Here is a 26721-nt window from a genome sequence, read left to right on the forward strand (position 1 = left end):
CTGGTATACTCAAGTATTCGGAATAGGTATTATCTAAAAACTCCTCTATATGTCGCGAGGACTTTAGAATAGAAAGTACTGAGCGCTTTATCTTAAACTACCACCTTCACATATTTTTTACTTAATTATACAATAACAAACATGGGTATACTTTCTAAACTAAAAACAAAAAACTCCCATTTAAATTAATGGGAGTTTTTTGTCATTTGAAGTTATTATACGTACCTAGCAGTTGCATCTGTTTCGCTTCCTGCAAGATGTTTTGATTGTCCTCTTGTTCATGAACCTCTGCAATCCGATGGCCCATCCGTTCAATCAATCCGACGACGAGTGCGTTCCCCATCGTGAAGTAACGTTTGCGATCGGTCATCGTCTCCGTCCATCCATAAGGGAATCCGTTCAATCCTTCGCACTCTTCGGGACGCAAATAACGTAGTTTCTTTGTATATGGGTCCTCGATGACGTGGCTCGAACGGTTACACGTTCCTTCGCTCGTCAACATTGTCCGACCCGGAAGTTCGAGGGAGTCCGGATAAGACATGCCACCTTCGGCATAGATGTAGACGTGCCCGCTCGCCGAGGTCCGCTCAATCTTCTTTGGCCCTTTCAGGTAGGCCAATTCTTCCTGTTCGTTCCGACCCGATTTTTTAATCGTATCAATGTCCAAGTAATATTGCTCCGGCGCGGGTCCAAACTGTTCATAGACTTCTTGCACGACTGCTCCGAGCGTTTTAGGCGTCTCTCGTTTCGGTAGCGTCTCTAGCGTCGTCACTCTACTACCAGTCATGATGCCCGCGTTGCGATATGTTGCCGAGAACGTATCAGAAATCTCGACAATATCCTCCGGGAGTTCGAAATCTGCCCCCGGGTGCTTCTCGCTCGTCAGTTCGTGTACGTGGAAGGCCGGTGCAAAGAATCCTGACTCGAGTAACCATTCTTCCGGGTTCGCTTTCCGCGCCCGTTCTGAGTGGTTCAAATCTTCACGTGTCGCGAAGATGAAGATGCGGCGGCGACGTTGCGCGAATCCATAATCGGCCGCATTGATGACGCGCCATTCAACCGTATAGCCTTGGTCGGCGAAAGCACGAAGCATGACGCTGAAGTCACGACCACGTTGTTTGGCCGGAGATTTCATGAGTCGATCCACGTTCTCCAATAGAACGTAAGGTGGTTTCTCCTGCTCGATGATGTTCATGATTTCCCAGAACAGGACGCCCTTCTTCCCTTGGAGTCCTTGCTCGTTCTTCAAGCTGCGCGACACGCTATAGTCTTGGCACGGGAAGCCACCGACCAACAGATGGTGTGGCCCGGCCTCCATCCAAGACAAAGCGATATCCTCATTCATATGCATGCCTCGCCCTTTAAAACGTTCGGCGTAGCAATCGAAGGCCGGTTGACTCTTCGTCGCCGGTTCCCATTGATTGCCCCAAACTACATCGAATTTGTCCGATGTAGGCTCGGCATTCACGTCTTTAATTCCTTCAAGTGCGATGCGGAAACCTCCTACACCAGCAAATAACTCAACTACTTTAATCAATGGGAACACCCTTTCGTATTTTCTATCTTAAATTTACTCTATTTTTTATATTTACTCAATGGAATTAGTGTATCACGAACAGTGAAATCGATCAACCGATACGCTATAATGGTTATAAATGTAAATTTCAGGAGGTCTTTTTTTGCGCTACGAAACGATACAAGAGCTTATGGATAAAGCGAGAGAGGCTGAGGGGAAGACTTTCGGCGAAATCGACACGACCGGACGCATCAAGAACGTTCGGTCGAAAGGCGCCCTCGGACATATCATCGAGGAGAGCCACTTCGGATACCCAATCAACTCGGATGCACGACCTGACTTCGAGGAGCTCGGCATCGAGTTGAAGGTCACACCTTTCAAGAAAAATAAGAACGGTACATATTCATCAAAAGAACGGCTTGTTTTGAACATGATCGACTATCATAACGAGCACGGATATTCATTCGAGACATCGAGCTTCTTATCAAAAGCCACGAGCATGCTCATCATGCTTTATCAATATGAGCCGGACATCCCCATCGACGACTATCGCATCTATAAGGCGTTCTTGAACGAGTTCTCCGAAGAAGATTTAGATGTGATGCGTCAAGATTGGGAGACGATTGTCGCAAAAATCAGACGTGGGGAGGCCCACTTGATTTCCGAGGCCGATACGATGTACTTGTCTGCTTGCACGAAGGGAGCGAACGGCTCTGTTGTCCGCAGCCAGCCATTCTCAGAGCAACCCGCAAAACCGCGCGCCTTTTCTCTCAAACCCTCTTATATGTCGGGACTCGTCCGCAAGTACTTGACCCCAGAGCTGATGGAATCGATTGCCTCGCACGGGGAGTTGAAAGAGATGTCCCTCGAACAACTACTCGAGGCAAAACTCTCCCCTCATTACGGGAAGACGATACCCGAACTGTGCGAAGAGACGGGTATCCCATATAACCCGGGCAACAAAGCGATGATTCCGCGAGTCATGGCAAAACTCTTAGGGGTTCGCAAGACAGATTTATCTAGCATCGAGGAGTTCGCAAAGGCTAACATCAAGTTCAAGACAATTGCTCGAGAATCGGACGGCAAGATTCGGGAACACATGTCATTCGGAAAAGTCGGTTTCGACGATTTATCTCGAGACGAATGGGAAGAATCCGACCTATACGACACGTTCGCCGAACAGAAATACCTCTTCCTCGTCTTCCGATATGATGAGGAATATGTGCCCAAACAAAAACGTATCCCTCGTTTCGAAGGGATACGCCTTTGGAACATGCCGCTCGACACGGTCGATGGTGAATTGAAGTCAATGTGGCTAGAGGCTAAACACATTGTTCACACTGGAGTGAAACTGACCCCTACAGGTAAGCGAGTTAAAAACAACCTTCCCGGTCCAAAATTCAATCGTGTGGCACACGTCCGCTCAAAAGCTCTCAATGGAAAAGATAAAGTTCGACTCCCGGACGGTCAATGGATCACGAAGCAATCGTTTTGGTTGGATAAAAATTATATCCAACAGATTCTAGACGCTTAACATGAGTACCTCCTTCCCTCAAGTGGAATCTTCTTATTAGAGGGAGGTGAAGGGCATGGCCAGAAATGTACCAAGGGCGTCGAGTCCGGCCGTCTTTAAAACGATGAGCGGGAATCGCGGGAAAGACACGAAGATGGAAGTGAAAGTCCGGAAGGCTTTATGGGCGGCCGGATATCGTTATCGAAAGAACAACCGGAAGCTATATGGGACACCCGACATCTCGTTCCCCGGGCTTCATGTCGTGATTTTTCTGGACTCCTGCTACTGGCATGGCTGTCCCCTTCACTTCAAACTACCGAAGACGAACGCCGAGTTCTGGCGCCAAAAGATTGGACGTAATATCGAGCGAGATGCTGACGTCACACGACATTATGTAGAAGAAGGTTGGATCATCCTCCGGTTTTGGGAGCACCAGGTCAATGAAGATTTTGATCACGTGATCTACACCATCACTCATTTCGTCGATATGGCCAAAAACAATCGACATAGACCAAGTGGTTGATGCTTCAAACGCATCAGTCTAAATCCTCGTCAAACAATGGTTCATCATAGGTCTCTATCGCATCATCGACAATCTGGTTCGTGTAGAATTCCTCTACGCGGCCTCTTTTTTCGCCATTTTCGTTCAAATACTCAGCAATCCTAAACGTCTCAGGCGCCTCGAGTCCGATGATGACGATTGGTACGGTTAGTTGCGTGTTCAACGGCTTCAAATGGTGGACGTACTTCTCAAACGTCCCGATGGCGTTGTCGAAGTTCCCTGCACGCTGAAGTCGTTGGGTCGCGCAGATGATCACGCCAACCCTTGTTTGGATCGCTTTTTCTACATGGTTCAGTTCGCTTGCAATGACCGGTTTCAACAGATTCCAGGCAATCGTACCCGAATGGTTGAATCCGACCTCTAGCGAAATATTGTCTTTGGCAAAATCGAGGCGCCACACATTCTCGGAATAGTCACGGTCTTGAAATATCGGACTCTCACTCGCCCATCCCCTTTTTAAAAACTCTGATTTGAACAGCTCATTCAAGGCCTTGGATAGACTTTTGTTCTTGCTCGCGTACTTCTCCTCGAATTTCTTGATGATTGCATCATCACTTATCGACTGGATGATGTCATGAATTTCTGACCAGATTTCCGTGAATGCCGCATCATTTTTTAGAATGGTTTCTCCAAATCGATGTGAATGGATTCTATATTTCAATTTATTCACTCTTCTCTGTTAGTAATTGATAATGACATGCCTCATGGCGAGAATGACATGCTTCTCTTCATTCAAATCGAACTCTCGACCCTGCTAATAACTTTATCAGGATACATGATTGAAAACAAAAGCACATTTGATTTGTAATCGCTTTCTTTGCCTTTATCAAGCCTTTTATCCATTTAACGTTGATGAATCAACCTTTTAGGCAGCATGCATACGTCTTGACAATTCCGTCTGGTTATATGAAATTAGTATTACATTATAATTATTCTAGTAGAGATACAATTCCGCTAGAGTAAAAACCCAAGGAGGACATACCCCATGTCATTAATCGGCAAAGAAATCTTACCATTCACAGCACAAGCGTTCCAAACAGGTGAATTCCTCGAAGTATCAGACAACAACCTTAAAGGTCAATGGAGCGTCGTTTGCTTCTACCCGGCTGACTTCACATTCGTCTGCCCGACTGAACTTGAAGACCTTCAAAACGAATACGCGACATTGAAAGACCTCGGCGTCGAAGTCTACTCAGTATCTACAGACACACACTTCACGCACAAAGCTTGGCACGAAACGTCAGAGAAAATCGGCAAGATCGAATACATCATGATCGGCGACCCGTCACACACGATCTCACGCAACTTTGACGTCTTGAACGAAGAAGATGGCCTTGCTGACCGCGGTACGTTCATCATCGACCCAGACGGCGTCATCCAAACTGTTGAAATCAACGCTGGCGGCATCGGCCGTGACGCGAGCACGCTCGTCAACAAAGTCAAAGCAGCACAATACGTCCGCAACAACCCAGGCGAAGTTTGCCCAGCAAAATGGGAAGAAGGCTCAGCGACACTTCGTCCAAGCCTCGATCTCGTTGGCAAGTTGTAAGGAGCGGATTTCATGTTAGAAGCAGATATTAAACAACAATTAGACCAATACTTGCAGCTCATGGAGGGCGACGTCGTCCTCCGTGTGAGCGCTGGTGATGACGCGGTCTCAACCGAGATGCTCGAACTCGTCAACGAGCTCGCAAGCATGTCGTCACGTATCTCCGTCGAAAACGTCACGCTCGAACGCACACCGAGCTTCAGCGTGAACCGTCCGTCTGAAGAGACGGGCATCGTCTTCGCCGGAATCCCGCTCGGTCATGAGTTCACGTCACTCGTCCTCGCGTTGCTCCAAGTGAGCGGCCGGGCGCCGAAAGTCGACGCAGATGCGATCAAGCAGATCCAAAACATCCAAGGCACGTACCACTTCGAGTCGTACATCAGCCTCAGCTGCCATAACTGTCCGGACGTCGTCCAAGCACTTAACGTCATGAGCGTGCTCAACCCGAACATCTCACACACGATGATCGACGGCGGCGCGTTCAAGGCAGAAGTCGAAGCGAAAGAAATCATGGCCGTCCCGACCGTCTTCTTGAACGGAGAAGCGTTCGGTAACGGACGGATGTCGCTTGAAGAGATCTTGGCGAAACTCGGCACAGGTCCTGACGCTTCGGCGTTCGAAGACAAAGAGGCGTATGACGTCCTCGTCATCGGTGGCGGTCCGGCTGGTGCAAGTGCGGCCGTTTACGCGGCTCGTAAAGGCATTCGTACCGGCATCGTCGCTGAACGCTTCGGTGGTCAAGTGATGGACACGATGGGCATCGAGAACTTCATCGGCACGTCGTACACGGAAGGTCCAAAACTCGTCGCGAGCTTAGAGGAACACGTGAAAGCATATGGCGTCGACGTCATGAATCTTCAACGCGCGAAGCGCCTTGAGAAGAAAGACCTCGTCGAAGTCGAACTTGAAAACGGCGCGATCCTGAAGAGTAAGAGTGTCATCTTGTCGACAGGGGCACGCTGGCGCAACGTCAACGTCCCAGGCGAAGCCGAGTTTAAAAACAAAGGTGTCGCCTACTGCCCACACTGTGACGGTCCACTCTTCGAAGGCAAGCGTGTCGCGGTCATCGGCGGCGGTAACTCTGGCGTCGAGGCGGCAATCGACCTCGCCGGCATCGTCAAGCACGTCACGGTACTCGAGTTCGCATCTGAACTGAAGGCCGACCAAGTACTTCAAAACCGTCTTCACAGTCTCCCGAACGTGACCGTCGTCACGAACGCCCAGACGACTGAAATCACAGGTACGGACAAAGTGAACGGGATCTCGTACATGTCTCGTGAGACGAACGAAACGCATCACGTCGAACTTGAAGGCGTCTTCGTCCAGATCGGCCTCGTCCCGAACACGGACTGGCTCGATACGGTTGAACGCAACAACTTCGGAGAGGTTATCGTCGACCATCATGGTTCGACGAACATCTCAGGCGTGTTCGCGGCAGGCGACTGCACGAACAGTGCCTACAAACAGATCATCATCTCGATGGGCTCTGGTGCGACAGCCGCACTCGGTGCTTTCGACTACATGATTCGCAACTAACGACAAACTCGTCCTCCATGTGGGGACGAGTTTTTTTTATAGTTCAAACGACTTCCCAGTGTCCGGGATGAACAGGATCGACTCCCCCGTTTCCGTTTCAAACACATAAGCGACAGTTGGGGTGAACGGATTCCAATCGTCCCCGTTCGTTCGCACACTTTCCGTATAAGTGACACTCCCATGCGTTGTGGTCAGTTCTTGTTCCGCGGCAGCGACCGAGTAAGTCGGAATCGAAAGTACGATTGTAGTGCCGACTAAAAACACACTCACAAATGCGGACCATACTTTACGTCTCGGATACGTGAGCTTAACTAAAATCAATATTGAAATCATCCAACCGATCGGCACACCAAATGTCGCCGCACCCCCGTACCAAGCGTCATTCACGTAAAGTAACGTCACCGCCACTGCCAAACCAATTGCCCACCACCATTTCATCCTGATCACCTCATTCTAATTATCCCAAAAACAGGAAATGAAGCAACTGCTTTCTAGACGGATAGAGACCATCAATGCGTTGACGAAACCGGATGGCCGCATCGACAACCAAGACCCGAGAGAATACGAAGAATTCTAAAAAAAAATGAGCCGCATGGGCTCATTTTTTTCGTTAAAACGCCGGGATCGCCGTTTCGTCGTAATTCTCTTCTAAGAACGCACGGACTTCGTCGCTCGTGAGCGCTTCACCGAGTTTCTGGATCGCTTCATCGTCCTTGTTGTCTTCACGGGCGATGAGCGTGATGGCGAAGTCGTTCTCGACCCCTTCCGTCAAGAGCGCGTCGCTCTTCGGTGTAAGGTTGAGCGGTGCCGCGTACGCCGGCGTCATGAGGACCGCGTCGACGTCGTCATAGGCACGCGCGAGCATGAGAAGGTCGACTTCTTCAAACTTAAGGTTTTTCGGGTTATCCGTAATGTCCGCTTGCGTGTAATACGAGCCATTCTTCTCTCCGAGTTTGATCACGTCGTGTTGCGCGAGGAGCGAGAGTGAGCGGTCGATGTTCGAGACGTCGTTCGCGATCGCGATCGTCGCGCCTTCTGGGATGTCGTCGATGTTGTCGTACTCTTTCGAGTAGACGCCGTAGTTGGCGAAATAGATCGGTTCGATCGGGACGAGGTTGGCGTCATTGCTGCGGTTGAACTCTTCCATGTACGGGACGTGCTGGAAGAAGTTCGCATCGACTTCTTTCGCCGCGAGCGCCGTGTTCGGTTGCACGTTATCGCCGAGGACGACGATTTCGAGTTCGATGTTGTCTTCCGCGAGCTGGTCTTTCGCGATCTCGAGCATGTCGGTCATCGGCGGGATGAGCGAGGCGACTTTGAGCGTCTGCGGCTCGTTCGTCGGTGCTTCCGTCGTTGTTTCGTTGTCAGTTCCACACGCCGCGAGGACGAGGGTGAGTGAGGCGAAGAGTGCCATTAATTTTTTCATTGATTTTCCTTCTTTCTGTAGGTGATTAGCGTTTGTCGATGACCCGGGCCACCGTCGTACCGGTGAACTGGATCAGCTGGACGAAGACGAGCATGATGAAGATCATATACAGCATAAGCTCCGTCTTGAACTGTTGATAGCCGTAGCGGATGGCGAAGTCGCCGATGCCGCCGCCCCCGACCACCCCCATGATGGTCGAGTACGAGATAAAGCTGATGATCGACGTCGTCAGCCCGAGGACGAGTCCGGACCGGGCCTCGACGTATAAGAATTTGAAGATGACGTCTTTGATCGACGCCCCCATCGATACGGCCGCCTCGACGACGCCGCGCGGGACGTCTAGGAGCGACTGTTCGACGAGACGAGAGTAGTGGGCGATGGCGATGATCGCGAGTGGCACGGTCGCTGCCGCCGTCCCAAGCGCCGTTCCGATGATGAGCCGCGTAAATGGAATCAAAAACACGACGAGGAGCAGGAACGGGAACGAGCGGACGATGTTGACGACCAAGTTGAGCACCGAGAAGACGGCCCGATTCTCGAGCAACTGCCCTTTCCGGGACAAGTAGAGCCACGTCCCGAGCGGTAAGCCGACGAGGACGGCGGCGAGGATCGAGACGCCGACCATGATGAACGTCTCACCGATCGAGCGCCAAATCTCGGTCTGATATTGAACGAGCACGTCAGGCATCCGGCTCACCCGCCTTTCGCAACTCGTTGACGAACCAGGCCGGATTATTGTCGATTTCCGGGACACCACGCGGGACGAGACCGAGCGTCTCATACACCGATCCATCCGCCATGACGGTCACGCGGTCACACACTTGCTTGATGACGTCCATCTCGTGGGTGACGATGACGATCGTGACACCGAGCGCCTCGTTGATCGACTTCAGCACGCCGAGGATCTCGGCCGTCGTGTTCGGGTCGAGCGACGAAGTCGGCTCGTCACACAACAAGACGTGCGGTTCGTTCGCGAGCGCCCGGGCGATGGCGACGCGTTGCTTTTGCCCACCGCTCAGCTGGGCCGGGTACTTGTCCTTAAACGACTCGAGTCCTACGAAGCGGAGGCATTCGAGCACCCGTTCCTCATGCTTCGCTTTTGGTCGCCCGGCCAGTTTGAGCGGGGCGACCACGTTGTCATATACCGTCTTGTTGCCGACGAGGTTGAACTGTTGAAAAATCATCCCGATGACGTGTCGCTGTTCGCGGAGTTGCCGGCTCGATAGACTCGTCAGTTCGTTCCCATCGACCGTGACCGTCCCTGCGTCAGGCGTCTCGAGCAAGTTCATCAGGCGCAGCAGCGTCGACTTGCCGGCACCGCTCGCACCGATGATGCCATACATCTCGCCTCGTTCAATCTGGAGCGAGACGTCGCGGACCGCCTCGTCACGACCAAACTGTTTGCTTACATTCGTTAACGTGATCATAGACCGTCCCCTTTCTTTCATACTGGAAAAGTGGATGATAACCGTTCTTCATTTTAGCGAACTAAAGAGCAATTGTCAGTTGAGGCGGCTCATCAGAATGGTTCGGTTTGAGCTTGAAGTACGTTTTACTTCACTTTAAGCCTTCTAGACACTTATAATAAAATTAATAAATACCACAGGGGGTATGTGAATGACTACCGAAATACTATTGACCTTCGCTGTCTTGGCGCTAGCGATCGTCTTATTCGTCACCGATAAACTCCGGACCGACCTCGTCGCCGTCTTGATCATGGTCATCTTGCCATGGACCGGGGTCATCACGGCTAATGAGGCATTTTCTGGATTCGCGTCAAACGCTGTCATTTCTGTCATCGGGGTTATGTTGATCGGTTACGGGGTCGAACGTTCCGGCATCATGACCGTCGTCGCAGAATTTATCACGAAACGAGTCGGGGTCAAAGAAAAGAACGTCATGGCAACGACATCGACAACCGTAGGACTCATCTCGGCGTTCATGCAAAACATCGGCGCGGCCGCCTTATTTTTACCGGCCTTGAAGCGGATCAGTAAAAATGCCAACATCCCGGCTTCCAAGCTGATCATGCCGATGGGGTTTGCCGCCATTCTCGGAGGAACGTTGACGATGGTCGCTTCGGGTCCGCTCATCATCTTGAACGACTTGTTGACCGAGTCCGGGTTTGACGCTTTAAACTTGTTCGCTGTCACACCAATCGGTCTCGTTTTGCTCGCGACCGGCATCCTCTACTTCTACTTCGCGGGCGGCCTCGTCTTGCCGAAAGCGTCCGGGGAAACGCAGACGACGAGTGCTTCTTTCATGGAAGAAACGCATCAATTGACGACCGACATCCATGAGCTCGACGTCAACGCTCGCCTTGCCGGACAAACGATTGAACAACTCGATATTTGGTCGACGTATGGGATCAACATTCTCGCACTTCGCGAAGGTGAGAGCCACGTCTATGGCCCTTGGCGCAAGACTCGCCTCGCCATCGGGCAGACGCTCGCCATCCTCGGAACGGACGAGGCGATCAGTCGCTTCGCGGCCGATTATGAACTGACCATCAAATCTGAACTTGAATACTTCGCTTCGCTTGAAAATGAAGACGAGAGCGGGTTCGCTGAGATCATCATCCCGCCGACGTCGCCGTTCATCGGGAAGACGCTCCGCGATATTGGCTTCAGAAAAAATTTCCGACTTGAGCCGCTTGCCATCGTCGGAAGCGACGGTACGCAGACAAAACTGGAAAACGTCCCGTTCGAAGCCGGCATGCAACTCGTCGTCTACGGCAGCTGGAAAGATTTGATCAATTTGCGGAACGGTCGCGAAGTCGCGATTTTAAGCGATGTGAAAGCACCCGAACTCGCGCCGCAGCAAAACAAGAAAAAGCCAGCCTTGTTTTCAATCATCGTCGCCCTCGGTCTCGTCTTTCTCGGTTTTCCACTGTCGCTCAGCTTCTTTACGGGAGCCCTGCTGATGATTTTACTCGGTGTCATCCCGAAAGATGAGATTTACCCAGCCATTGACTGGAAGACCGTGTTCTTACTAGCCGGGCTCATCCCGCTCGGTATAGCCTTTGAAAAAAGTGGCGCTGCCGCTTATACGGCGGATGCCATCGTCAATCTCGTTGGCGGGTGGAGCACGCTCGCAATTCTATTCATCATCGGGATCATCACGATGTTCTTCTCACTCTTCATGTCAAACGTGGCAGCGACCGTCTTGCTCGTCCCGCTCGTTCTGATGATGGCCGATACGTTCAACATCGATCCGATCGGTCTCGCGCTACTTGTCGCGGTATCGGCTTCGAACTCGTTCATTTTACCGACCCATCAAGTCAACGCCTTCATCATGGGACCGGGTGGTTACCGCAACGCGGACTATATGAAGGCCGGAGGAGTCATGAGCCTCCTCTTCCTTGTTGTCTCGGTTATGATGATTTATGTGCTATATATGTAACGTTCGAAAAGGCAGAAAGCGCGATCGCGCTTTCTGCCTTTTGTGCACTCAAATCGGGTGACGCTTGAAATGGTCGGCGATATGAGACCGCATCGCGTCACGGTTCTCAGCGAAGATACGATGTCGGTGTCCGTTTCCGCCTGACGGATGCGGAAACCCGCTCACGACACGTTCTGGTGCGACGAGTCCTCGAGCGACGAGCGTCTCGACGGCCCGACGCACGTTGACACCCATCGGTAAAATGAGCGCATCTTCGAGGACGGCCATCTCGTCGGCGAAACTTCCCTCGACGTATGAACGGAACAGCTCCGTTCTTAACATGTCCGGACTCGAACCGTTATAGTTCTTGCCTTTATAGAAGACCGGATAAGGCAACACAGCGGTGTTCTGCACGAGATGGTTCGCCTCACCGAACAAGTCGAGCGTCGATTCGATTTGGAGATGGTGATGCAAGTCCAAGTCGTCGAGCATCGTCACCAAGTTCTTCCGAATCGGCCCTGAGAAGCTGCCGCGCTGTTTGACGGCCTGGAGCGCTGCTTCATCCGAGGCGTCAGCCAAGTCGCGGATCGCCTCGAACGACTGTCGCATTTGATAGAGACCCGGCGTGATGCCAGCAATGACGATTTTAGCATTCGGATTGATGTATTCGAACGGGGCATAATAAATGGTCAATTGCTTCTTCGGGTCTTCCTCGAGAAGGAACATCTCGCTCTTCAACGTCGTTTCGTCCATATCAGGAAGCTCAATGATTTTCTGTTTATAGGCTTGAAACAGGTCGGTGCGTGTCGGCACGATTCATCCTCCTTTCGTGTTCTGTCTTATCCTGTTCCCCAAAATCATTATGTGAAAAAAGTTCATGAAAGCGACAAGATTTCTCCTTTAGTTAAGCGTTTTCATTCCCTTTTTTATGCTATTCTTTTCTTGTCAGTTTGGTAATTACATATCTTTAATTACCTATAATTAGGATGGGGAGCGTGGGATAAAGTGAAAGCAGTCGTAGTCAATTCATCTAACAAAGCGAATATCGAAGTGGTTGAAAAGGAGTTGCGCCCACTAAATTCTGGAGAGGCGCTTGTCGACGTCGAGTATTGTGGCGTATGTCACACGGACCTACACGTTGCCGCGGGAGATTTCGGTGATGTCCAAGGCCGCGTACTCGGACACGAAGGCATCGGGATCGTTTCAAAAATTGCTGACGACGTAACGAGTTTGAAAGTCGGAGACCGCGTCAGTATCGCCTGGATGTATCATGCCTGCGGGCGTTGTGAGTACTGTACGACCGGACGCGAAACGTTCTGCCGCCACGTACAAAACGCTGGATATAGCGTTGATGGCGGGATGGCCGAGCAAAGTATCGTAATGGCCGATTTCACTGTCAAAGTACCAGACGGACTCGATCCGGCACAAGCTTCGAGTATCACGTGTGCCGGTGTCACGACGTATAAAGCCATTAAAGTGGCTGACGTGAAGCCAGGTCAAATCGTTGTTATCTATGGATGCGGTGGTCTTGGTAACCTGGCAATTCAGTACGCCAAACACGTGTTCAATGCGTACGTCGTCGCAGTCGACATCAATGACGACAAACTCAAACTCGCTAAAGACAGCGGCGCCGATATGATCATCAATCCAGTGACAGAGGGCGCTGCGGACAAAATCATCCAAGAGCAACTCGGGGGCGCACATGCTGCGGTCGTCACGGCCGTTTCAAAAGTAGCCTTCAACTCTGCGGTCGACGCTGTAAGAGCGTGTGGAAAAGTTGTCGCGGTCGGACTTCCGTCTGAAACAATGGATTTGAATATCCCACGTCTCGTCCTCGATGGCATCGAAGTCGTCGGATCACTCGTCGGTACACGTAAAGACTTAGAAGAGGCTTTCCAATTCGGGGCCGAAGGAAAGGTCGTACCGGTCGTCCAGAAACGTTGCCTCCACGAAGTACAAGATATTTTCGAAGAGATGGAACAAGGTAAAATTCAAGGACGAATGGTCATCGATTTCAAAAATAAAGAATGCCAGTAAAAAAACGAGGCCATTTGGTCTCGTTTTTTTTACTGGCGTCTAAACCGGGTCATCGTATGACATGATCATCTGTTCAGTTGAAATTGAGATACTAGCGCATTGACGCGCCCTATCCGCTTTTGTATAGTTAGGAACGACAAAACAGAATAGGAGTGACCAATTTGACTCCATACGAACAACTTACGCCAACGCACCTTTTGGATTTGCTCGGTGAGCGCCACGATCAAATCCGACGCATTAGCGAACGGGCATGGAACGAACAACATGATATTTACATCTCCAACTCGGAATGGTACATCCTCGCCCGCATCTACCGAAAGAATCCGACCATCTCCGAAGTGACACGGAACGTCCATGTGTCACGCCAGGCGATCCATAAACTGATCAAGAACTTGAAGACAAAAGAGCTCGTCACGGTGACCGACCATCCGACGAGCCGAAAAGACAAATGCATTCAGCTGACCGACCTCGGTATCCGCTGTTATGAACAAAACGAGGCGCTAAAAGCCGATCTCGAACAAAAAATTGCCACGACACTCGGCGACGATGCGTTTAATCAATTGCAGACGTTGCTCCAAACCGACTGGAAACTGTGATCTCTTCTCATTATAAGAAGAGGTTTTTTCCGTCTGTGCGGCCTTCAATGTCAACCGGGTTGACAATTTACATCAATTACCTCTATAATGGATATTAGGAAGAGGTGATCGATTTGTTCAAAATTGATGATTTAATCATCTATTCGACCCACGGAGTTTGTCGCATTGACGAAATTTCCGATATGACGGTCGCAGGTGAGACGAAGTCGTACTATACGCTCCATCCAATCAACAACGCGCAGAAGCTACAGATCAGTATTCCGGTCGATAGTGACAAAGTCATGATGTTGACACTCTTGGAAGCTAAAGAAGCAAAAGAGATCCTCGAATCGTTCCGCTCTCCTGGTGTCGAATGGAATCCCCATCCGAATAACCGGAACCGCGAATTCTTGCATGTCGTTCATTCGGGCAACCGTCACGATATCGCTCAAGTCATCAACACGCTTGCTCGGAGACAAACCGAAGCAGTCTCGTTGAACAAAAAGTTATATGAACAGGATCGTAAGATTTTAGAAAACGCTAAAACGATTCTTGTGAAAGAACTTTCACTCGCGCTTCATTTGTCGGAAGAAGTCATCGATCAACAGATTGCCGCTTATTTGAGCGCTGAACCTGTTGCCGCCACTTGATTGGACCCTTCTATATGAAGCGGTCTTTTTTTTATGTAAAAATTCAAAAGAAAAAGCGAGAATATTTTCGCATTCTCGCTTCAACCGATTCAATTGTGCACGACACCCTTTTCTTTCAAGCCGAGCGCCATTGCCGTCGATTCGTGGATCGTCTTGAACAGCTCAGGATGGTCTGAGAGCGAGACGCCGTACGATGGCACCATTTGCTTGATCTTCGACTCCCATTCCGGCAACTGCTCAGGGAAGCACTGCTCGAGCACTTTCAACATGACGTGGACCGCTGTCGACGCACCAGGTGACGCGCCGAGGAGCGCCGCGACCGAACCGTCTTCCGCACTGACGACTTCTGTCCCGAATTGGAGCGTGCCTTTGCCTGCTGGCGTGTCTTTGATGACTTGCACACGCTGACCAGCGGCGACGATTTCCCAATCCTCGTTTTTCGCGGTCGGGATGAACTCACGGAGCTCGTCCATCCGCTTGTCGTGCGACAAGAGCACTTGCTCGATCAAATATTTCGTGAGCGGCATCTCTTTCGCCCCGGCCGCAAGCATCGTCACGACGTTGTACGGTTTGACCGATTGGATGAGGTCGAGGTTCGAGCCTGTCTTCAAGAACTTCGGCGTAAAGCCGGCGAACGGTCCGAACAAGAGCTCTTTCCGTCCATCGATGTAACGTGTATCAAGATGCGGCACCGACATCGGCGGCGCGCCGACTTTCGCCTTACCGTATACTTTGGCGTGGTGCTGCTCGATGACGTCACGGTTTTTACAGACGAGGAACAACCCGCTCACCGGGAATCCGCCGATATGCTTCGACTCCGGGATACCCGTCTTTTGCAACAGCGGCAAGCTGCCGCCACCGCCGCCGATAAAGAGGAACGGCGCCGTATGCGTCTCGGTCGTATTCGCCTCGATGTCCTTCACTTTCACTTCCCATAGCCCGTCTGGCAACCGTGTCACGTCCTCGACGCTATGCTTGTAGTTGACCTCGACATCATGATTCGTCAAATGGTCAAACAGCACCCGCGTCAGCGCGCCAAAGTTGACGTCCGTCCCTGAGTCAATTTTCGTCGCAGCAATCGGCTCATCGATCGTGCGACCTTCCATGACGATCGGCATCCATTCGCGCAACTGCTCCGGATCGTCCGATAAGACCATACCATCGAACAACGGATTATTTGTTAGCGCTTCCAAACGTTTCTTCAAGAAGCGGATATCTTTCTCCCCTTGGACCATGCTCATATGTGGGATCGAGCGGATAAAGTCTTCCGGTTGTTGAATCAATCCTTTGTTCACTAGATGCGCCCAAAACTGGCGCGAGATTTGGAACTGCTCGTTGACGTTAATCGCTTTTGAGATGTCGAGCGTGCCGTCCGAATTCTCGGTCGTATAGTTCAACTCGCAGAGGGCGGCATGCCCCGTTCCTGCGTTATTCCATTCGTTCGAGCTTTCTTCCCCTGCGCTTGCGAGCTTCTCGAACACTTTGACTTCCCACTCCGGTACGAGCTCTTTAAAGAGCGACCCGAGCGTCGCGCTCATAATTCCCGCACCAATCAAAATGACGTCTGTTCTCTTCTGGACACTGCTCATGAAAACCCCATCCTTCTCCCCTGAATTTGTGTATGAAACGACTCAGTAAATCCCCATTCGCCGATCGTTTCTTTGTACTCGTTATACTGATTATAACGCTTTTGTGATGAAAGATAAGGGTTAAGTAGTGAAAATAGAGATGAAACTTTTTATCGAGTTTACACTTCGGAAATCGCCGACGTCACACTTTGTTTCGAATGGTATGATGAAGGCAACTAAACGAACAGAGCGAGGTCAGAAGTATGAAAAAAAAAGTAAAAGTTGTAGCAGCTGTAATCGAAAATGAGAACCAAGAGATTTTGTGCGCACTTCGCTCAACCGATATGCTTATCTCAAATATGTGGGAGTTTCCTGGTGGGAAAGTCGAAGCTGGTGAAAATCTACAAGAAGCACTTGAGCGAGAAATTCTTGAAGAGTTAAACTGTGAAATCACAGCACATGAAGTGATTAATGAACACGTTCATGAATATGAGACGTTTATCATTCAATTAATTTCACTGCGTGCTGAATTGAAGTCAGGCACTCCGGTTGCAACGGAACATGACGCTTTGATCTGGTTGAAACGAGAAAACTTACATTCCCTCGTCTGGGCGCCAGCAGATATCCCTGCCGTAAATGACGTCATCAATCAAACGACGAAAGCCGAGAACGTGTAAAAAACACGTCTCGGCTTTTTTCAATGCGTTTGCTCATGAAGGTAGTCGTAGATTTGTTGATCGACGCTTTCCTGTAAAAGTAAATTCATCGTTACTACGGGCAATTCCTGTCCATCTTGATTCAGCATTGTCGTATCTTGAACTGATTCCAGATCCGGGGTCACTTCTCCTAAGTAGTAGAAATCTCCACCTTCATCGTCATCTTTCTTCACAAACAGATGAACGTCGATGTCTCGCTGTTTCGAATTTACAATTTTAATAACTTCTTCTGACTTAGTTGTTCTGCGACTTCTCGTAAACCAATGGAATACTTCAGGATTGATAAATGTATCTCCATAGTTCACACTTGCTTCCACGTCTTCACCTTTATGATACGTTACAAAAATCGGACACGTTTGATGTTTAACTTTGTAGCCGTATATCGTTGATTGCTCTTCTTTATCCCAGTTCAAAAGCCGGCACGCATCTTTTCTCGTATATTTCTCAAGTCTTGTCAAAGGTTTAGTTTGATCGTAACGCTCACTTCTTGCGAGCGAAGACTGTAACACGTCGTTAAACAAGCGGTAGAACCATTCATTTGTTAATAGCGACTGTAAGTGCGAAGACAACTGATACGCTTCATTTTCCAATGTAATGAGCGGGTGACCTCCGTATTTCAATTGATCTGCATCTTTGAAAAAGCCTAACGATAATACATTCTCTAAAGATTGCAACGTTGCTTCATCACAACGAACGCCTTGTTCAAGTAGCAAGTTCATAAACTCTTGTTTTGTCACTGTCTTCCGGTGTAGAAGTGCTTGTAACAACAAAACTTCATGAACTCGTTTCCCTGATAATAACTCTTGAGTCACCATCAATAATACTTGCGAATGAGAATGTGGAAGATTCGGAAGATCACGCTCTACTGTATTTAACAGTTCTCCATAGTGCCCCTTTTTCGTTCCCACGACAATTGGATCCATCGAATGATTTTCGATGAAATCAAGAAGCATTGGTGTACGGCCTAAACGGTTCTTTAAGTTTTGATAGGCTTCCTTCAATACTTTTAAATCCGTTAATCTTGCTTGGTTAATCGATTCATAAATACGTTCTTTTGCAATTGCTTCAAAATTGATTGTCGATGTTCCAGACATATAACTACGATCAATCACTTTCCGTCGAATCGAATCTTTATTTTGAGAATGGTCATCCGATAAAGCAACCGGAATTAAATAGTTATTTTTATAGTTTGCGATGAAATCGATTACTGTGACATACCGTTTCGAGTCATGTTTGCGCAATCCTCGTCCTAACTGTTGAACAAAAACAATACTCGACTCTGTCTGACGAAGCATAACGACTTGGTTAATGCTTGGAATATCAATTCCTTCGTTGAAGATATCAACTGTCAGAATATAATCTAAGCGCCCTTCTTCAAGATTCGCAACTTCAAGTCGCCGTTTCTCTTGTGAATCATCTCCAGTTAATGCACAAGTTCTAAATCCACGCCGATTCAATTCTTCAGATAATCGTTTTGCCTCTCGTTTTGAACTACAAAACATCAATCCGCACAAACGTTCTCCAGAAAATCCGTAGTAATCAATTTTTTCCACAATTCGTGTAACTCGCTCTAATGAAACGAGTTGATTAAACATATCCATTTCAACTTGATTTCCACTCACCGCAAGGTCTGTCACCCCAAAATAATGAAACGGGCACAGCATATCTTCTTCAAGCGCTTCTTGTAATCGGATTTCATACGCAATGTTGTAGTCAAACAGTTTAAACAAGTCATATCCGTCCGAACGCTCAGGAGTTGCCGTCATACCAAGTAAAAATCGCGGTGTAAAATACTCAATCATTCGTTGATACGTATTCGCACCGGCGCGATGACTTTCATCAATCAAAATATAGTCAAACGTATCCGGGTCAAATTGATTCAACGTCTCTTGTTTTGAAATCGTTTGAATCGTTGCGAACATATATTTAGCATTCGTTGCTCGGCTTGAACCCGAAAGGATACCAAAGTCTTCGTCTTTCCCGCCAATTACTCTTTGAAAATCTGCTTTTGCTTTTTGAAGAATTTGCTCTCGGTGAACGACGAACAGCATTCTATTCGGATGATAACGGCGTACATCAAAAGCGGCTAAATATGTTTTTCCTGTACCTGTAGCGGAAACGACGAGGCCACGCTGATTTCCTTGGGCACGAACTGCTTCGATTCCGTTTAAGGCAGCGAGCTGCATCGAATTCGGCTCTACTCGTAACGCGTCTTCGATTCGATTCACATCATACCGACTTGGAAACTCGGCAACCCGATCACCGAAGATCGGACGATAGACTCGTTCATACGCCGTAATCCATTCTGCCGTCAGCGGAATCGACTCATTCCACATGTCCTCAAATTGTAGTAAAAAGTGTTCAACAATTTCCCCATTCTCATGAGATGTCAATTTTACATTCCATTCATAATTCGTTTTTAACGCTCCAGACGTCAGATTGGAACTTCCAACAATTAATGAGTAGTATTCATTATGCTGAAAAATGTAACCTTTTGAATGAAACGCCTCAACTTCGGCGATGCGGACCTCAACGTTTTGAAGCTTAAGTAGTTCTTTAAAGACTTTTGGTTGGTTGAAGAATTGATACGTCGAGGTCATGATTTTTCCGCGAATTCCTTTTTCATGTAAGTCGAAGAGCGTCGATTTTAGTGTCGCTAACCCCGATTCGGTGATGAATGCGACAGAAAATAAAAAGGACCGACATACTTTTAACTCATCCGTCAAAGAAGTTAAGACGTCTTGCCGCTTGCTCTTCTCATTGACGAGTAGCTCTGGTTTAAATGGGCTGATATGATGATGATTCTTATCAAGAAACCCTTTTTCCAATGAATTTTTTAATTGGTCTGTAAAATGGCTCATTTGATCCTCCAGCTTGAATTATAATAAATTGAAATAATTCCTATTACATGAAATCGTTTTACATATATTTCATTATTATCTTCTCATCAAAAATGATCAAGGAGAATCCACCATGCCAACCATATATCTCGTCCGACATTGTTCGGCCACCGGTCAAGAGCCGGACGCTCCGCTCACGGAAACCGGTCAAATCCAGGCGATCGCCTTGCGCGATTTTTTCGAAGACGTCCCGATCGAGCGCATCATCTCAAGCGATTACACTCGGGCCGTCGCTTCAATCACACCTGTCGCTAACGAGCGGAACTTAACGATTGAACAGGAACCGAAGCTTCGTGAGCGCATCCTCTCGCTCGAACCACGGGCTGATTGGTTCGACCTACTCCGCCACTCGTTCGACGACCCTTCGTTCAAGTTACCCGAAGCTGAATCGGGCCTAGACGCAACTGCTCGGATTTTGGACGTCGTCACTCAAATAAACGGTCCGACGATTCTCGTGACGCACGGCAATCTGCTCGCGCTCTTGTTACAACATGTGGATAACCAGTTTGATTTCGAGACGTGGCGGAATCTTAGTAATCCGGACGTCTATCAGTTGGAAATTGTGGATAACTTTTTTTCAGTCAAACGCGTCTGGTCGGACCCTGCCTGTGGATAACGTTATCCACAGAAAAAACCGTCTCATCACGAGACGGCTTCACTGCTTCACTTTTCCACAAAGAACATCGAGATCGCGCCTAGGCCGACGTGCGTCCCGACTGAGACACCCATCTGCATCAGATAAATCTCACCTTCGAAGTCCGATTCGGCTTGGATTTTCACTTTTAAGTTCTCGGCGATTTTCTGGTCCGATGTATAACCGATGATGATGAAGTTCGTGATGTCCTTGTCGTAGCGTTTAATGAACTCGTCCGTGTAGTGCTTGAGCACTTTCCGAGTTCCGCGTTCTTTGGCGACGATGGCACCTTTCCCGTTCTTCATGCTCATGATTGGCTTGACCATCAACAGCTTGCCGATGATCGCGCTCGCGTTCGAGATACGGCCACTCTTGATCAAATGATCCAAGTCGTCGACCGATAAGAAGTGTTTCACTTTTATTTTATACGCCTCATTGAAGTCGACGAGTTCCTCGAACGTCGCACCCGCTTCACGCATCTGCGCGCTCTTCATAAGTAACCAACCGCTGCCGTGGCTCATCGAACGGGAATCGACGATATGAATCTTCACCGTCGAATCCGGATGCGCCTCTTCAAAATATTCTTTGCCGAGCACGGCCGATTGATACGAACCACTCGTCCCACTCGACATGCAGATACATAAAATTTCGTGATGGCCGGCCGTGACGGCATCTTCCATCAGCTTCAAAAACGTCGCCGGGCTCGGCATCGCCGTCGTCGGAAATTCCGGTAGCGCTTCCAACATTCCGTAAAACTCATCGGGCTGAATATCGACGCGGTCTTCATACGACTTATTGTTCATCGTGATGATGAGCGGAGCTACACCGATATCATATTTTGCTAAAATGTCGTCTGATAAATCGCAAGTTGAGTCGGCTAGTAATTTAATCATAGTATCCTCCAAATTGTCTCCTAAGGTGACGGGAATCGTCCTAGTTCACTACGTCGTTAAGACGTCAAGACAGGACACCTTTAGTGTACCAAATATAGAGGGTTTGATGTTTTTTTACTAGGCTCAATGTGCGACTTATTCATGTTTTTGAATCGATGTGCGAATTCGGGTCGTATACACTACAGGATTCACTATTCCTCACATGCAAAACAGCATATAATGCTAACACTAAGCTCGTAGCCGTAAGGAGAAGACATGATGCAAAAACGACTTTCTTGGAAGCAGCTGAAATGGTTGGTTCCATTCCTATTGATTGGCCTGATTCTTTATCAGAGCGGGCAAGAACTACAAAACTTATCGCTCGCAGCCGCCTTCTCGGCGTTAGAAAAACTGACAGGATTCGAACAATCCAGCTTAATCCTTCTTGGCTTGCTCGCCGTCCTGACGATGACCGGATACGACTACTTTTTACTCCGCTCATTGAACGTTCATATCCCGGTCCATAAGCTGCTTCGTGCGGCTTGGATCACCAACTCGATGAACGGCATGCTCGGGTTCGGCGGCGTCATCGGCATCGCACTCAGGACCTCGCTGTATCGTCCGTACACGGATACATTGCGACTGCTCCGGGCTATCGGTTGGATGACACCGACGCTGATCAGCGGACTGTCTCTACTGTCGATCGGGGTCCTCTCCGGCCTATTTCCGGCTACAACGCTGATATCGACGAAGCAGTGGATTTGGCCCATATTGCTGGCAACGCTAGCCGTCTTGCCACTTTACATCTATATGACCCGCAAACGATCGAACTTGAGCTGGTCGACGTTACTCGGCTACATCGCCACATCATTCGCGGAATGGGTGACAGCAGGACTCGTCGCCTTGTACGCCTTGTATCTCCTCGGCGGGGACGCCCCGATTGCTAGTATGCTGGGCGTATTCATCGTCGCCACAATCGTTGGGGTCGTTTCACTCGTCCCAGGCGGAGCCGGCTCATTTGATCTATTGTATTTGGTCGGGATGACGCAGCTCGGCATCAACCAAGAGATTGTGTTGTCGTCCTTGATCGTCTATCGGTTCGTCTACTTCATCGTCCCGTTCATGATTGGTTTGTTTTTAGCCGCGATCGCCTTCGGGGACCAGGTCGTCAAACAAATCGAATACAAACCGATCATCGGCTCATCGTATGAAATCGGGACGGTCGTCTGGCGCACCGTGTTGCGGACACTCGCCAAGACCGGTCGGATCGCCGGCAGTCTGATCGCTTTGATGACGAGTCTCGTCCTCTGGTTTCAAACGCTGCTCCCGAGTGTGGCCCCGCTTTATGTGACAGCCCCTTGGATGCAATGGGTCGGGACGCTTTGTCTGTTCGTTGCCGGACTCCTGACGTTAGTGAGCACCTACGGCATGTATATCCGCACGAAACGGGTGCTGTGGATCACGGCTGTGTCGTTCTTCTTCGCGACGCTTGGTATATTCGCACGCGGGTTCAATTTGTTCGAAGCGTTGGTCGTGGTCGGATTTGCCTTGTTCGTTTGGCTGACCCGAAACCAGCACACGCGGTATCGCTCGATCCTGACCATCAGCCGCTTCTTCCGAAACGTGTTGTACGTCAGTCTATATGTCGGGACACATGCGATTTTGCTCCAGTCGTTCAGTCAAAGCGACACGATTTTCTTTGAACCGGATCAAGCTGCCCTGTTAAGCGTGAGCGCTGTTATGATATCAGGCCTGCTATTGAGTATCCTGTTCGTCTTGTTTAACCGTCTGAAGCGTCCCCGTCTTGGTGAGGCGTTCGAACCGGTGCGCTTTGAACGGTTCCAGACGACGCATGCGACATCACACACGTTTGATTTGGCTTACATGAATGACAAGCGCGTCTATTATGGGCCTGATGACAAAGCCTGCCTGTTGTTCGCGTTATCTGGTAATCACGCAATCGTTTTAGGAGACATACAAGGTGAGACGAGTGCCGCCTCCGAGCTGTTGATTCAGTTCATTGAGGCGACCGATCATCTCGGCTATGTCCCGTTGTTCTATCAAGCCACACCGAACTGGATGCCGCGCCTGCATGACGCTGGCTTCACGTTTTTCAAGCTCGGCGAAGAGGCGACGATCAATGTCGATACGTTCTCACTGACAGGTAAAAAGCGCGCGAACATGCGCTCCCTAAACAACCAGTTCATAAAAAAAGGCTTTACCGTGGACGTGATCACGCGACCGAACGAGGCGATCATCACCTCGTTAAAAGATATTTCCGAAGAATGGATCGGTAATCGCAGTGAGAAAGGCTTCTCGCTCGGATTTTTCAACGAGCAGTCCCTATCCCATTATCCGACGGCGCTGCTGAAGGACGTCGATGGACAAATTGTCGCCTTCATCACGCTGCTGCGCGGGCATGGTACCGTATCGATTGACTTGATGCGCTCGTGTTGTGACGCCCCGCCCGGCTCAATCGAAGTACTGATTCTTCACGTAATCGAGTGGGCGCGGGAGAATGAGTATGCCGATGTCGGGCTCGGAGTCGCCCCACTCGCATCGGTCGGTGAGCATACGTTCGCTTACTGGCCCGAGCGGATCGCGGCGGACATCTTCGAGAACATCAGCTACATTTATCCGTTCAGTGGGTTAAGGCAATTTAAGAACAAGTTCAAACCGACGTGGGAAGGCCGCTACTTGGCGTTCCGGCAACGACGGACGCTCCTGCCTTCCTTGTTGCGCACGGCCCGGCTGATCAGTCGAAAAAACGTTCAATGACACGCGAAAGGAGCGCCTCGAAAATGTCGAGACGCTCCTTGTTTGCATTATTTCGTTGTCACACTGACATTATCGATGTTCACATCGTGCGCGCCGAGCGGCGAACCGTCCGTGCGTCCGAGCAAGAATTTCAATCCTGTCATATCGGTTTGACCCATCGTGAGCTCAAACTCATACGTTTTCGTCTCAGGTCCGACTTGAACGATTTGGCTCAAGTAACGTGTGTACGCCGCGTTCTCGACCGTCACTTCCATGTTGCGCGCGACTGTCGAAGAAGCATCGAAACGGACGACATACGTCTGTCCCTGGTGCAGTTCGAGACCGCCTTGCTCAAGCAAGACGCTCCAAGGTTCCTGTCCTTCTTGCCCGATCGAGATTTGAGCGGCTTCGTTCACCGCTTCAACCGCGGCTTGCGCATCGAAGTGCACGTAAGAGCCCCAATGTGTCAACCCGTCCGTGAACGATCCGTTCTTCAGCGGAGACGGGTCGATCGCGATCGGTGTCACATCGAACAGTTTGACGTCGTCAAGCTCAATCGAGCCTTTCGCCGAGCCGAGCACGAACTGGAGCTGGCTCAACAGGTCTGTCGCTTGTCCCATCGTGAACGGGATCTCGATCGTTTCAAACTCGCGCGTCAACGCGACGTCTTGAAGCGGGAGATACGCGTTGCCGTCCGCTCCATTCAAACCGACTTGAAGTGCTTTGATGCGTTCCGCTCTCGCTTTAAAGCGCAACACGTAGTCATGACCTTCCGTCAGTTGAATCCCGTTTTGGACGAGCGTTGCCGGTTCGCCCTTTTTCGGGTTCGTCACGAACTTGAAGTGACGCAACTTCTCGTCAACTGTAGCCGTCCCTTTCGTTGCGCCCGGGTCGAACTGCCAGTATGTCAAGCGGTCCATCGCGCCTTGGTCAAACGTTCCGTTGTAGACCAAGTTCCCGTCGCCGAGCGCTGGTTTCGTAGCGTTCGGGTCGAGCGCTGCACGCTCGGTCTGTTCGACACGGACGTTCCCGATTTGAACGCCGGCCGTGCTGAGTCCGACATTGAACTCGAGACGTGCCGCGAGATCCGTGTCTTCCGCCATATCAAACGTCATCGAATATGTCTGTACGTCTGTCGTCAAATCGAATGAACCTTCATCCGAATATTTCGCGTAGCCGCGGTCTGGTCCTCCGCCGACTTTCACGGCGATCGAACGGGCCGAATCGGCACTCGCGTCGAACGTCACTTTATAGTGTCCGCCTTTACCGAGTGAGACGTTTTGAATCAATTGGTGCGAATATGGCTGACTGCCGGCTTGAGTGATCGAGATGTCGGCAAAGCGTGAGCCTGCTTGTTCGATGACATCAACCGTCCCGACGCCGCCAAAGTCTGGCAAGGCCACATAGTTCCAGTACGTCGGATCGAGCGCTTGCGAACCGTTCGTCACGGTCGTGATCGGCTCCGTGTAATCTTGGTCGTAGACGAGGTTTCCGTCTTCAGACGGTTGTTTCGCTCCGTCCGGCAATACGATTTCTTCGTCCGTGTACACCGGTTCGACCGCCTTTCGGTAGTCGCGGTTCTGTAAATCGAACACACGAACGTAATCGACCTCCATCTCGGCCGGGAACGGTGTCGTCGCATCGACGTCCCCGTCAAACCAGCCACCGACGGCCAAGTTCATGATCAAGTAGAAGTTTTGGTCGAACGGCGCCGGGTAGCTGAACTTCGTCGCTTGGTTCAAACCTTTGGCGTACCAATCGTTTTGGGTCTGATACAGTTTTCCATCGACATACCAACGCAACTCGCCCGGCTCCCACTCGACGGCATATGTATGCCATTTGTCGATGCCGTTACCTTCTGCAAAGTGATAGTCTTTGCCCGTATACTTGTTGTTTGGCCACGTCTCACCGTAGTGAATCGTACCAGCGACTTTGTCTGGTTGACTGCCCCACGATTCCATGATGTCGATTTCACCCGAAGCGGCCCAACCACCGTAACGGTCATCTTCCGGAAGCATCCAAAATGCCGGCCATAGCCCTTTGCCGATTGGAAGTTTGGCCCGCATCTCGTAACGGCCGTATGTTTGATTGAACTTCCCTTTCGTCGTCAACTTCGCCGATGTATAGTCATACGTCCCAAGTTCGTCCGTCGTCTGCTCTTTTTGAGCCCGAATGACGAGCTTGCCGTCTTTTACGAAAGCGTTTTCGTTTTTGTCCGTATAAAATTGCTTCTCATTGTTTCCCCATCCTGGTGCCACTGGATTCCCATCCTTGTCGAGTAACCAGTTCCCCGTATCGAAATTCCATTTTGTCTGGTCGATCTCTTTCTTACTGAACTCATCCGCCCAGACGAGCTTCCATTTCGTATGGTCTTTTTTCTCTGGCTTTTCGGCAGATGCGCCTTGTGCGGCTGACAAGACAAGTCCGGTACCGAGAGCAAGTGCTACCCATTTCTTCATCAAAATTCCTCCTTTGACATAAATGAAGGCAGACACACTCCAGTCGTACCTGCCTCTCCTCTAACAACGC

22 protein-coding genes are annotated in these 26721 nt (G+C 49.8%); 11 read left to right on the top strand and 11 right to left on the bottom strand.

Annotated features, from left to right (window positions below):
• Positions 1 to 202: 202 nt before the first annotated feature.
• Positions 203 to 1537, bottom strand: coding sequence for a DNA (cytosine-5-)-methyltransferase (gene dcm / locus EVJ28_RS04465; RefSeq protein WP_131470465.1), 1335 nt, complete (start codon positions 1535 to 1537; stop codon positions 203 to 205).
• Between the two features lie 142 nt (positions 1538 to 1679).
• On the opposite strand from dcm, the gene EVJ28_RS04470 reads away from it, so the two are divergent.
• Positions 1680 to 3050, top strand: coding sequence for a Sau3AI family type II restriction endonuclease (locus EVJ28_RS04470; protein WP_131488105.1), 1371 nt, complete (start codon positions 1680 to 1682; stop codon positions 3048 to 3050).
• Between the two features lie 55 nt (positions 3051 to 3105).
• Complete coding sequence (locus EVJ28_RS04475) at positions 3106 to 3552, top strand: very short patch repair endonuclease (protein WP_131470469.1); 447 nt, start codon at positions 3106 to 3108, stop codon at positions 3550 to 3552.
• Positions 3553 to 3565: 13 nt separating this feature from the next.
• Here EVJ28_RS04475 and EVJ28_RS04480 read toward each other — a convergent pair whose 3' ends face one another.
• Complete coding sequence (locus tag EVJ28_RS04480) at positions 3566 to 4261, bottom strand: BglII/BstYI family type II restriction endonuclease (RefSeq protein ID WP_236634038.1); 696 nt, start codon at positions 4259 to 4261, stop codon at positions 3566 to 3568.
• A 315-nt stretch (positions 4262 to 4576) separates the two neighbouring features.
• Here EVJ28_RS04480 and ahpC point away from each other — a divergent pair, with 315 nt between their 5' ends.
• On the top strand, positions 4577 to 5140 hold the full coding sequence (ahpC, locus tag EVJ28_RS04485) for an alkyl hydroperoxide reductase subunit C (protein ID WP_016510347.1): 564 nt from the start codon (positions 4577 to 4579) through the stop codon (positions 5138 to 5140).
• A 12-nt stretch (positions 5141 to 5152) separates the two neighbouring features.
• Positions 5153 to 6676 carry an alkyl hydroperoxide reductase subunit F gene (gene ahpF / locus EVJ28_RS04490; protein WP_131488107.1) on the top strand — a complete coding sequence of 508 codons (1524 nt, stop codon included), beginning with the start codon at positions 5153 to 5155 and terminating at the stop codon, positions 6674 to 6676.
• A 36-nt stretch (positions 6677 to 6712) separates the two neighbouring features.
• Here ahpF and EVJ28_RS04495 read toward each other — a convergent pair whose 3' ends face one another.
• The 4 genes from EVJ28_RS04495 to EVJ28_RS04515 form a co-directional block, all read right to left on the bottom strand.
• On the bottom strand, positions 6713 to 7114 hold the full coding sequence (locus EVJ28_RS04495; RefSeq protein WP_131488109.1) for a hypothetical protein: 402 nt from the start codon (positions 7112 to 7114) through the stop codon (positions 6713 to 6715).
• A 172-nt stretch (positions 7115 to 7286) separates the two neighbouring features.
• On the bottom strand, positions 7287 to 8102 hold the full coding sequence (locus EVJ28_RS04505; protein ID WP_131488111.1) for a MetQ/NlpA family ABC transporter substrate-binding protein: 816 nt from the start codon (positions 8100 to 8102) through the stop codon (positions 7287 to 7289).
• A gap of 25 nt (positions 8103 to 8127) precedes the next feature.
• Entirely contained in the window at positions 8128 to 8790 is a 663-nt protein-coding gene (locus EVJ28_RS04510) for a methionine ABC transporter permease (protein ID WP_071398721.1), read from the bottom strand.
• A complete protein-coding gene (locus tag EVJ28_RS04515; protein WP_131470485.1) occupies positions 8783 to 9529 on the bottom strand; it encodes a methionine ABC transporter ATP-binding protein in 747 nt (248 codons plus the stop codon). The genes EVJ28_RS04510 and EVJ28_RS04515 overlap by 8 nt, the downstream gene beginning before the upstream one ends.
• A 190-nt stretch (positions 9530 to 9719) precedes the next feature.
• On the opposite strand from EVJ28_RS04515, the gene EVJ28_RS04520 reads away from it, so the two are divergent.
• A complete protein-coding gene (locus EVJ28_RS04520) occupies positions 9720 to 11504 on the top strand; it encodes an SLC13 family permease (RefSeq protein ID WP_131488113.1) in 1785 nt (594 codons plus the stop codon).
• Between the two features lie 48 nt (positions 11505 to 11552).
• Here EVJ28_RS04520 and EVJ28_RS04525 read toward each other — a convergent pair whose 3' ends face one another.
• The gene (locus tag EVJ28_RS04525) at positions 11553 to 12296 is read right to left on the bottom strand and encodes a hypothetical protein (protein WP_131457778.1); all 744 of its coding nucleotides are present in this window, start codon (positions 12294 to 12296) and stop codon (positions 11553 to 11555) included.
• A 192-nt stretch (positions 12297 to 12488) separates the two neighbouring features.
• Here EVJ28_RS04525 and adhP point away from each other — a divergent pair, with 192 nt between their 5' ends.
• From adhP to EVJ28_RS04540, 3 genes are all read left to right on the top strand, one after another.
• On the top strand, positions 12489 to 13520 hold the full coding sequence (gene adhP, locus EVJ28_RS04530; protein WP_070328005.1) for an alcohol dehydrogenase AdhP: 1032 nt from the start codon (positions 12489 to 12491) through the stop codon (positions 13518 to 13520).
• Positions 13521 to 13681: 161 nt separating this feature from the next.
• Positions 13682 to 14116, top strand: coding sequence for a MarR family winged helix-turn-helix transcriptional regulator (locus EVJ28_RS04535; protein ID WP_070328004.1), 435 nt, complete (start codon positions 13682 to 13684; stop codon positions 14114 to 14116).
• 104 nt (positions 14117 to 14220) lie between these two features.
• Complete coding sequence (locus EVJ28_RS04540; protein ID WP_016510581.1) at positions 14221 to 14745, top strand: CarD family transcriptional regulator; 525 nt, start codon at positions 14221 to 14223, stop codon at positions 14743 to 14745.
• 89 nt (positions 14746 to 14834) lie between these two features.
• Here EVJ28_RS04540 and mqo read toward each other — a convergent pair whose 3' ends face one another.
• On the bottom strand, positions 14835 to 16334 hold the full coding sequence (gene mqo, locus EVJ28_RS04545) for a malate dehydrogenase (quinone) (protein WP_131488115.1): 1500 nt from the start codon (positions 16332 to 16334) through the stop codon (positions 14835 to 14837).
• A 242-nt stretch (positions 16335 to 16576) separates the two neighbouring features.
• On the opposite strand from mqo, the gene EVJ28_RS04550 reads away from it, so the two are divergent.
• Positions 16577 to 16990, top strand: a complete 414-nt coding sequence (locus tag EVJ28_RS04550; protein WP_070328000.1) for a (deoxy)nucleoside triphosphate pyrophosphohydrolase — start codon at positions 16577 to 16579, stop codon at positions 16988 to 16990.
• A 20-nt stretch (positions 16991 to 17010) separates the two neighbouring features.
• Here the strand turns inward: EVJ28_RS04550 and EVJ28_RS04555 are convergent, their stop codons facing one another.
• Positions 17011 to 19890, bottom strand: a complete 2880-nt coding sequence (locus EVJ28_RS04555) for a DEAD/DEAH box helicase (RefSeq protein WP_131488117.1) — start codon at positions 19888 to 19890, stop codon at positions 17011 to 17013.
• Positions 19891 to 20002: 112 nt separating this feature from the next.
• On the opposite strand from EVJ28_RS04555, the gene EVJ28_RS04560 reads away from it, so the two are divergent.
• Complete coding sequence (locus tag EVJ28_RS04560) at positions 20003 to 20545, top strand: histidine phosphatase family protein (protein WP_131488119.1); 543 nt, start codon at positions 20003 to 20005, stop codon at positions 20543 to 20545.
• Between the two features lie 47 nt (positions 20546 to 20592).
• Here EVJ28_RS04560 and EVJ28_RS04565 read toward each other — a convergent pair whose 3' ends face one another.
• Positions 20593 to 21456: a DegV family protein gene (locus tag EVJ28_RS04565; protein WP_131488121.1), complete on the bottom strand. Its 864-nt coding sequence runs from the start codon at positions 21454 to 21456 to the stop codon at positions 20593 to 20595.
• Between the two features lie 258 nt (positions 21457 to 21714).
• Between EVJ28_RS04565 and mprF the strand changes: the two genes are divergently transcribed.
• Positions 21715 to 24213 (top strand): bifunctional lysylphosphatidylglycerol flippase/synthetase MprF, encoded by a 2499-nt coding sequence (gene mprF, locus EVJ28_RS04570; RefSeq protein ID WP_236634039.1) that lies wholly within the window; start codon positions 21715 to 21717, stop codon positions 24211 to 24213.
• 47 nt (positions 24214 to 24260) lie between these two features.
• Here the strand turns inward: mprF and EVJ28_RS04575 are convergent, their stop codons facing one another.
• Entirely contained in the window at positions 24261 to 26651 is a 2391-nt protein-coding gene (locus EVJ28_RS04575; protein WP_201738399.1) for a carbohydrate binding domain-containing protein, read from the bottom strand.
• Between the last annotated feature and the right edge of the window lie 70 nt (positions 26652 to 26721).

This window comes from Exiguobacterium sp. SH3S3, from assembly GCF_004337115.1.
GTDB lineage: Bacteria > Bacillota > Bacilli > Exiguobacteriales > Exiguobacteriaceae > Exiguobacterium > Exiguobacterium aurantiacum_A.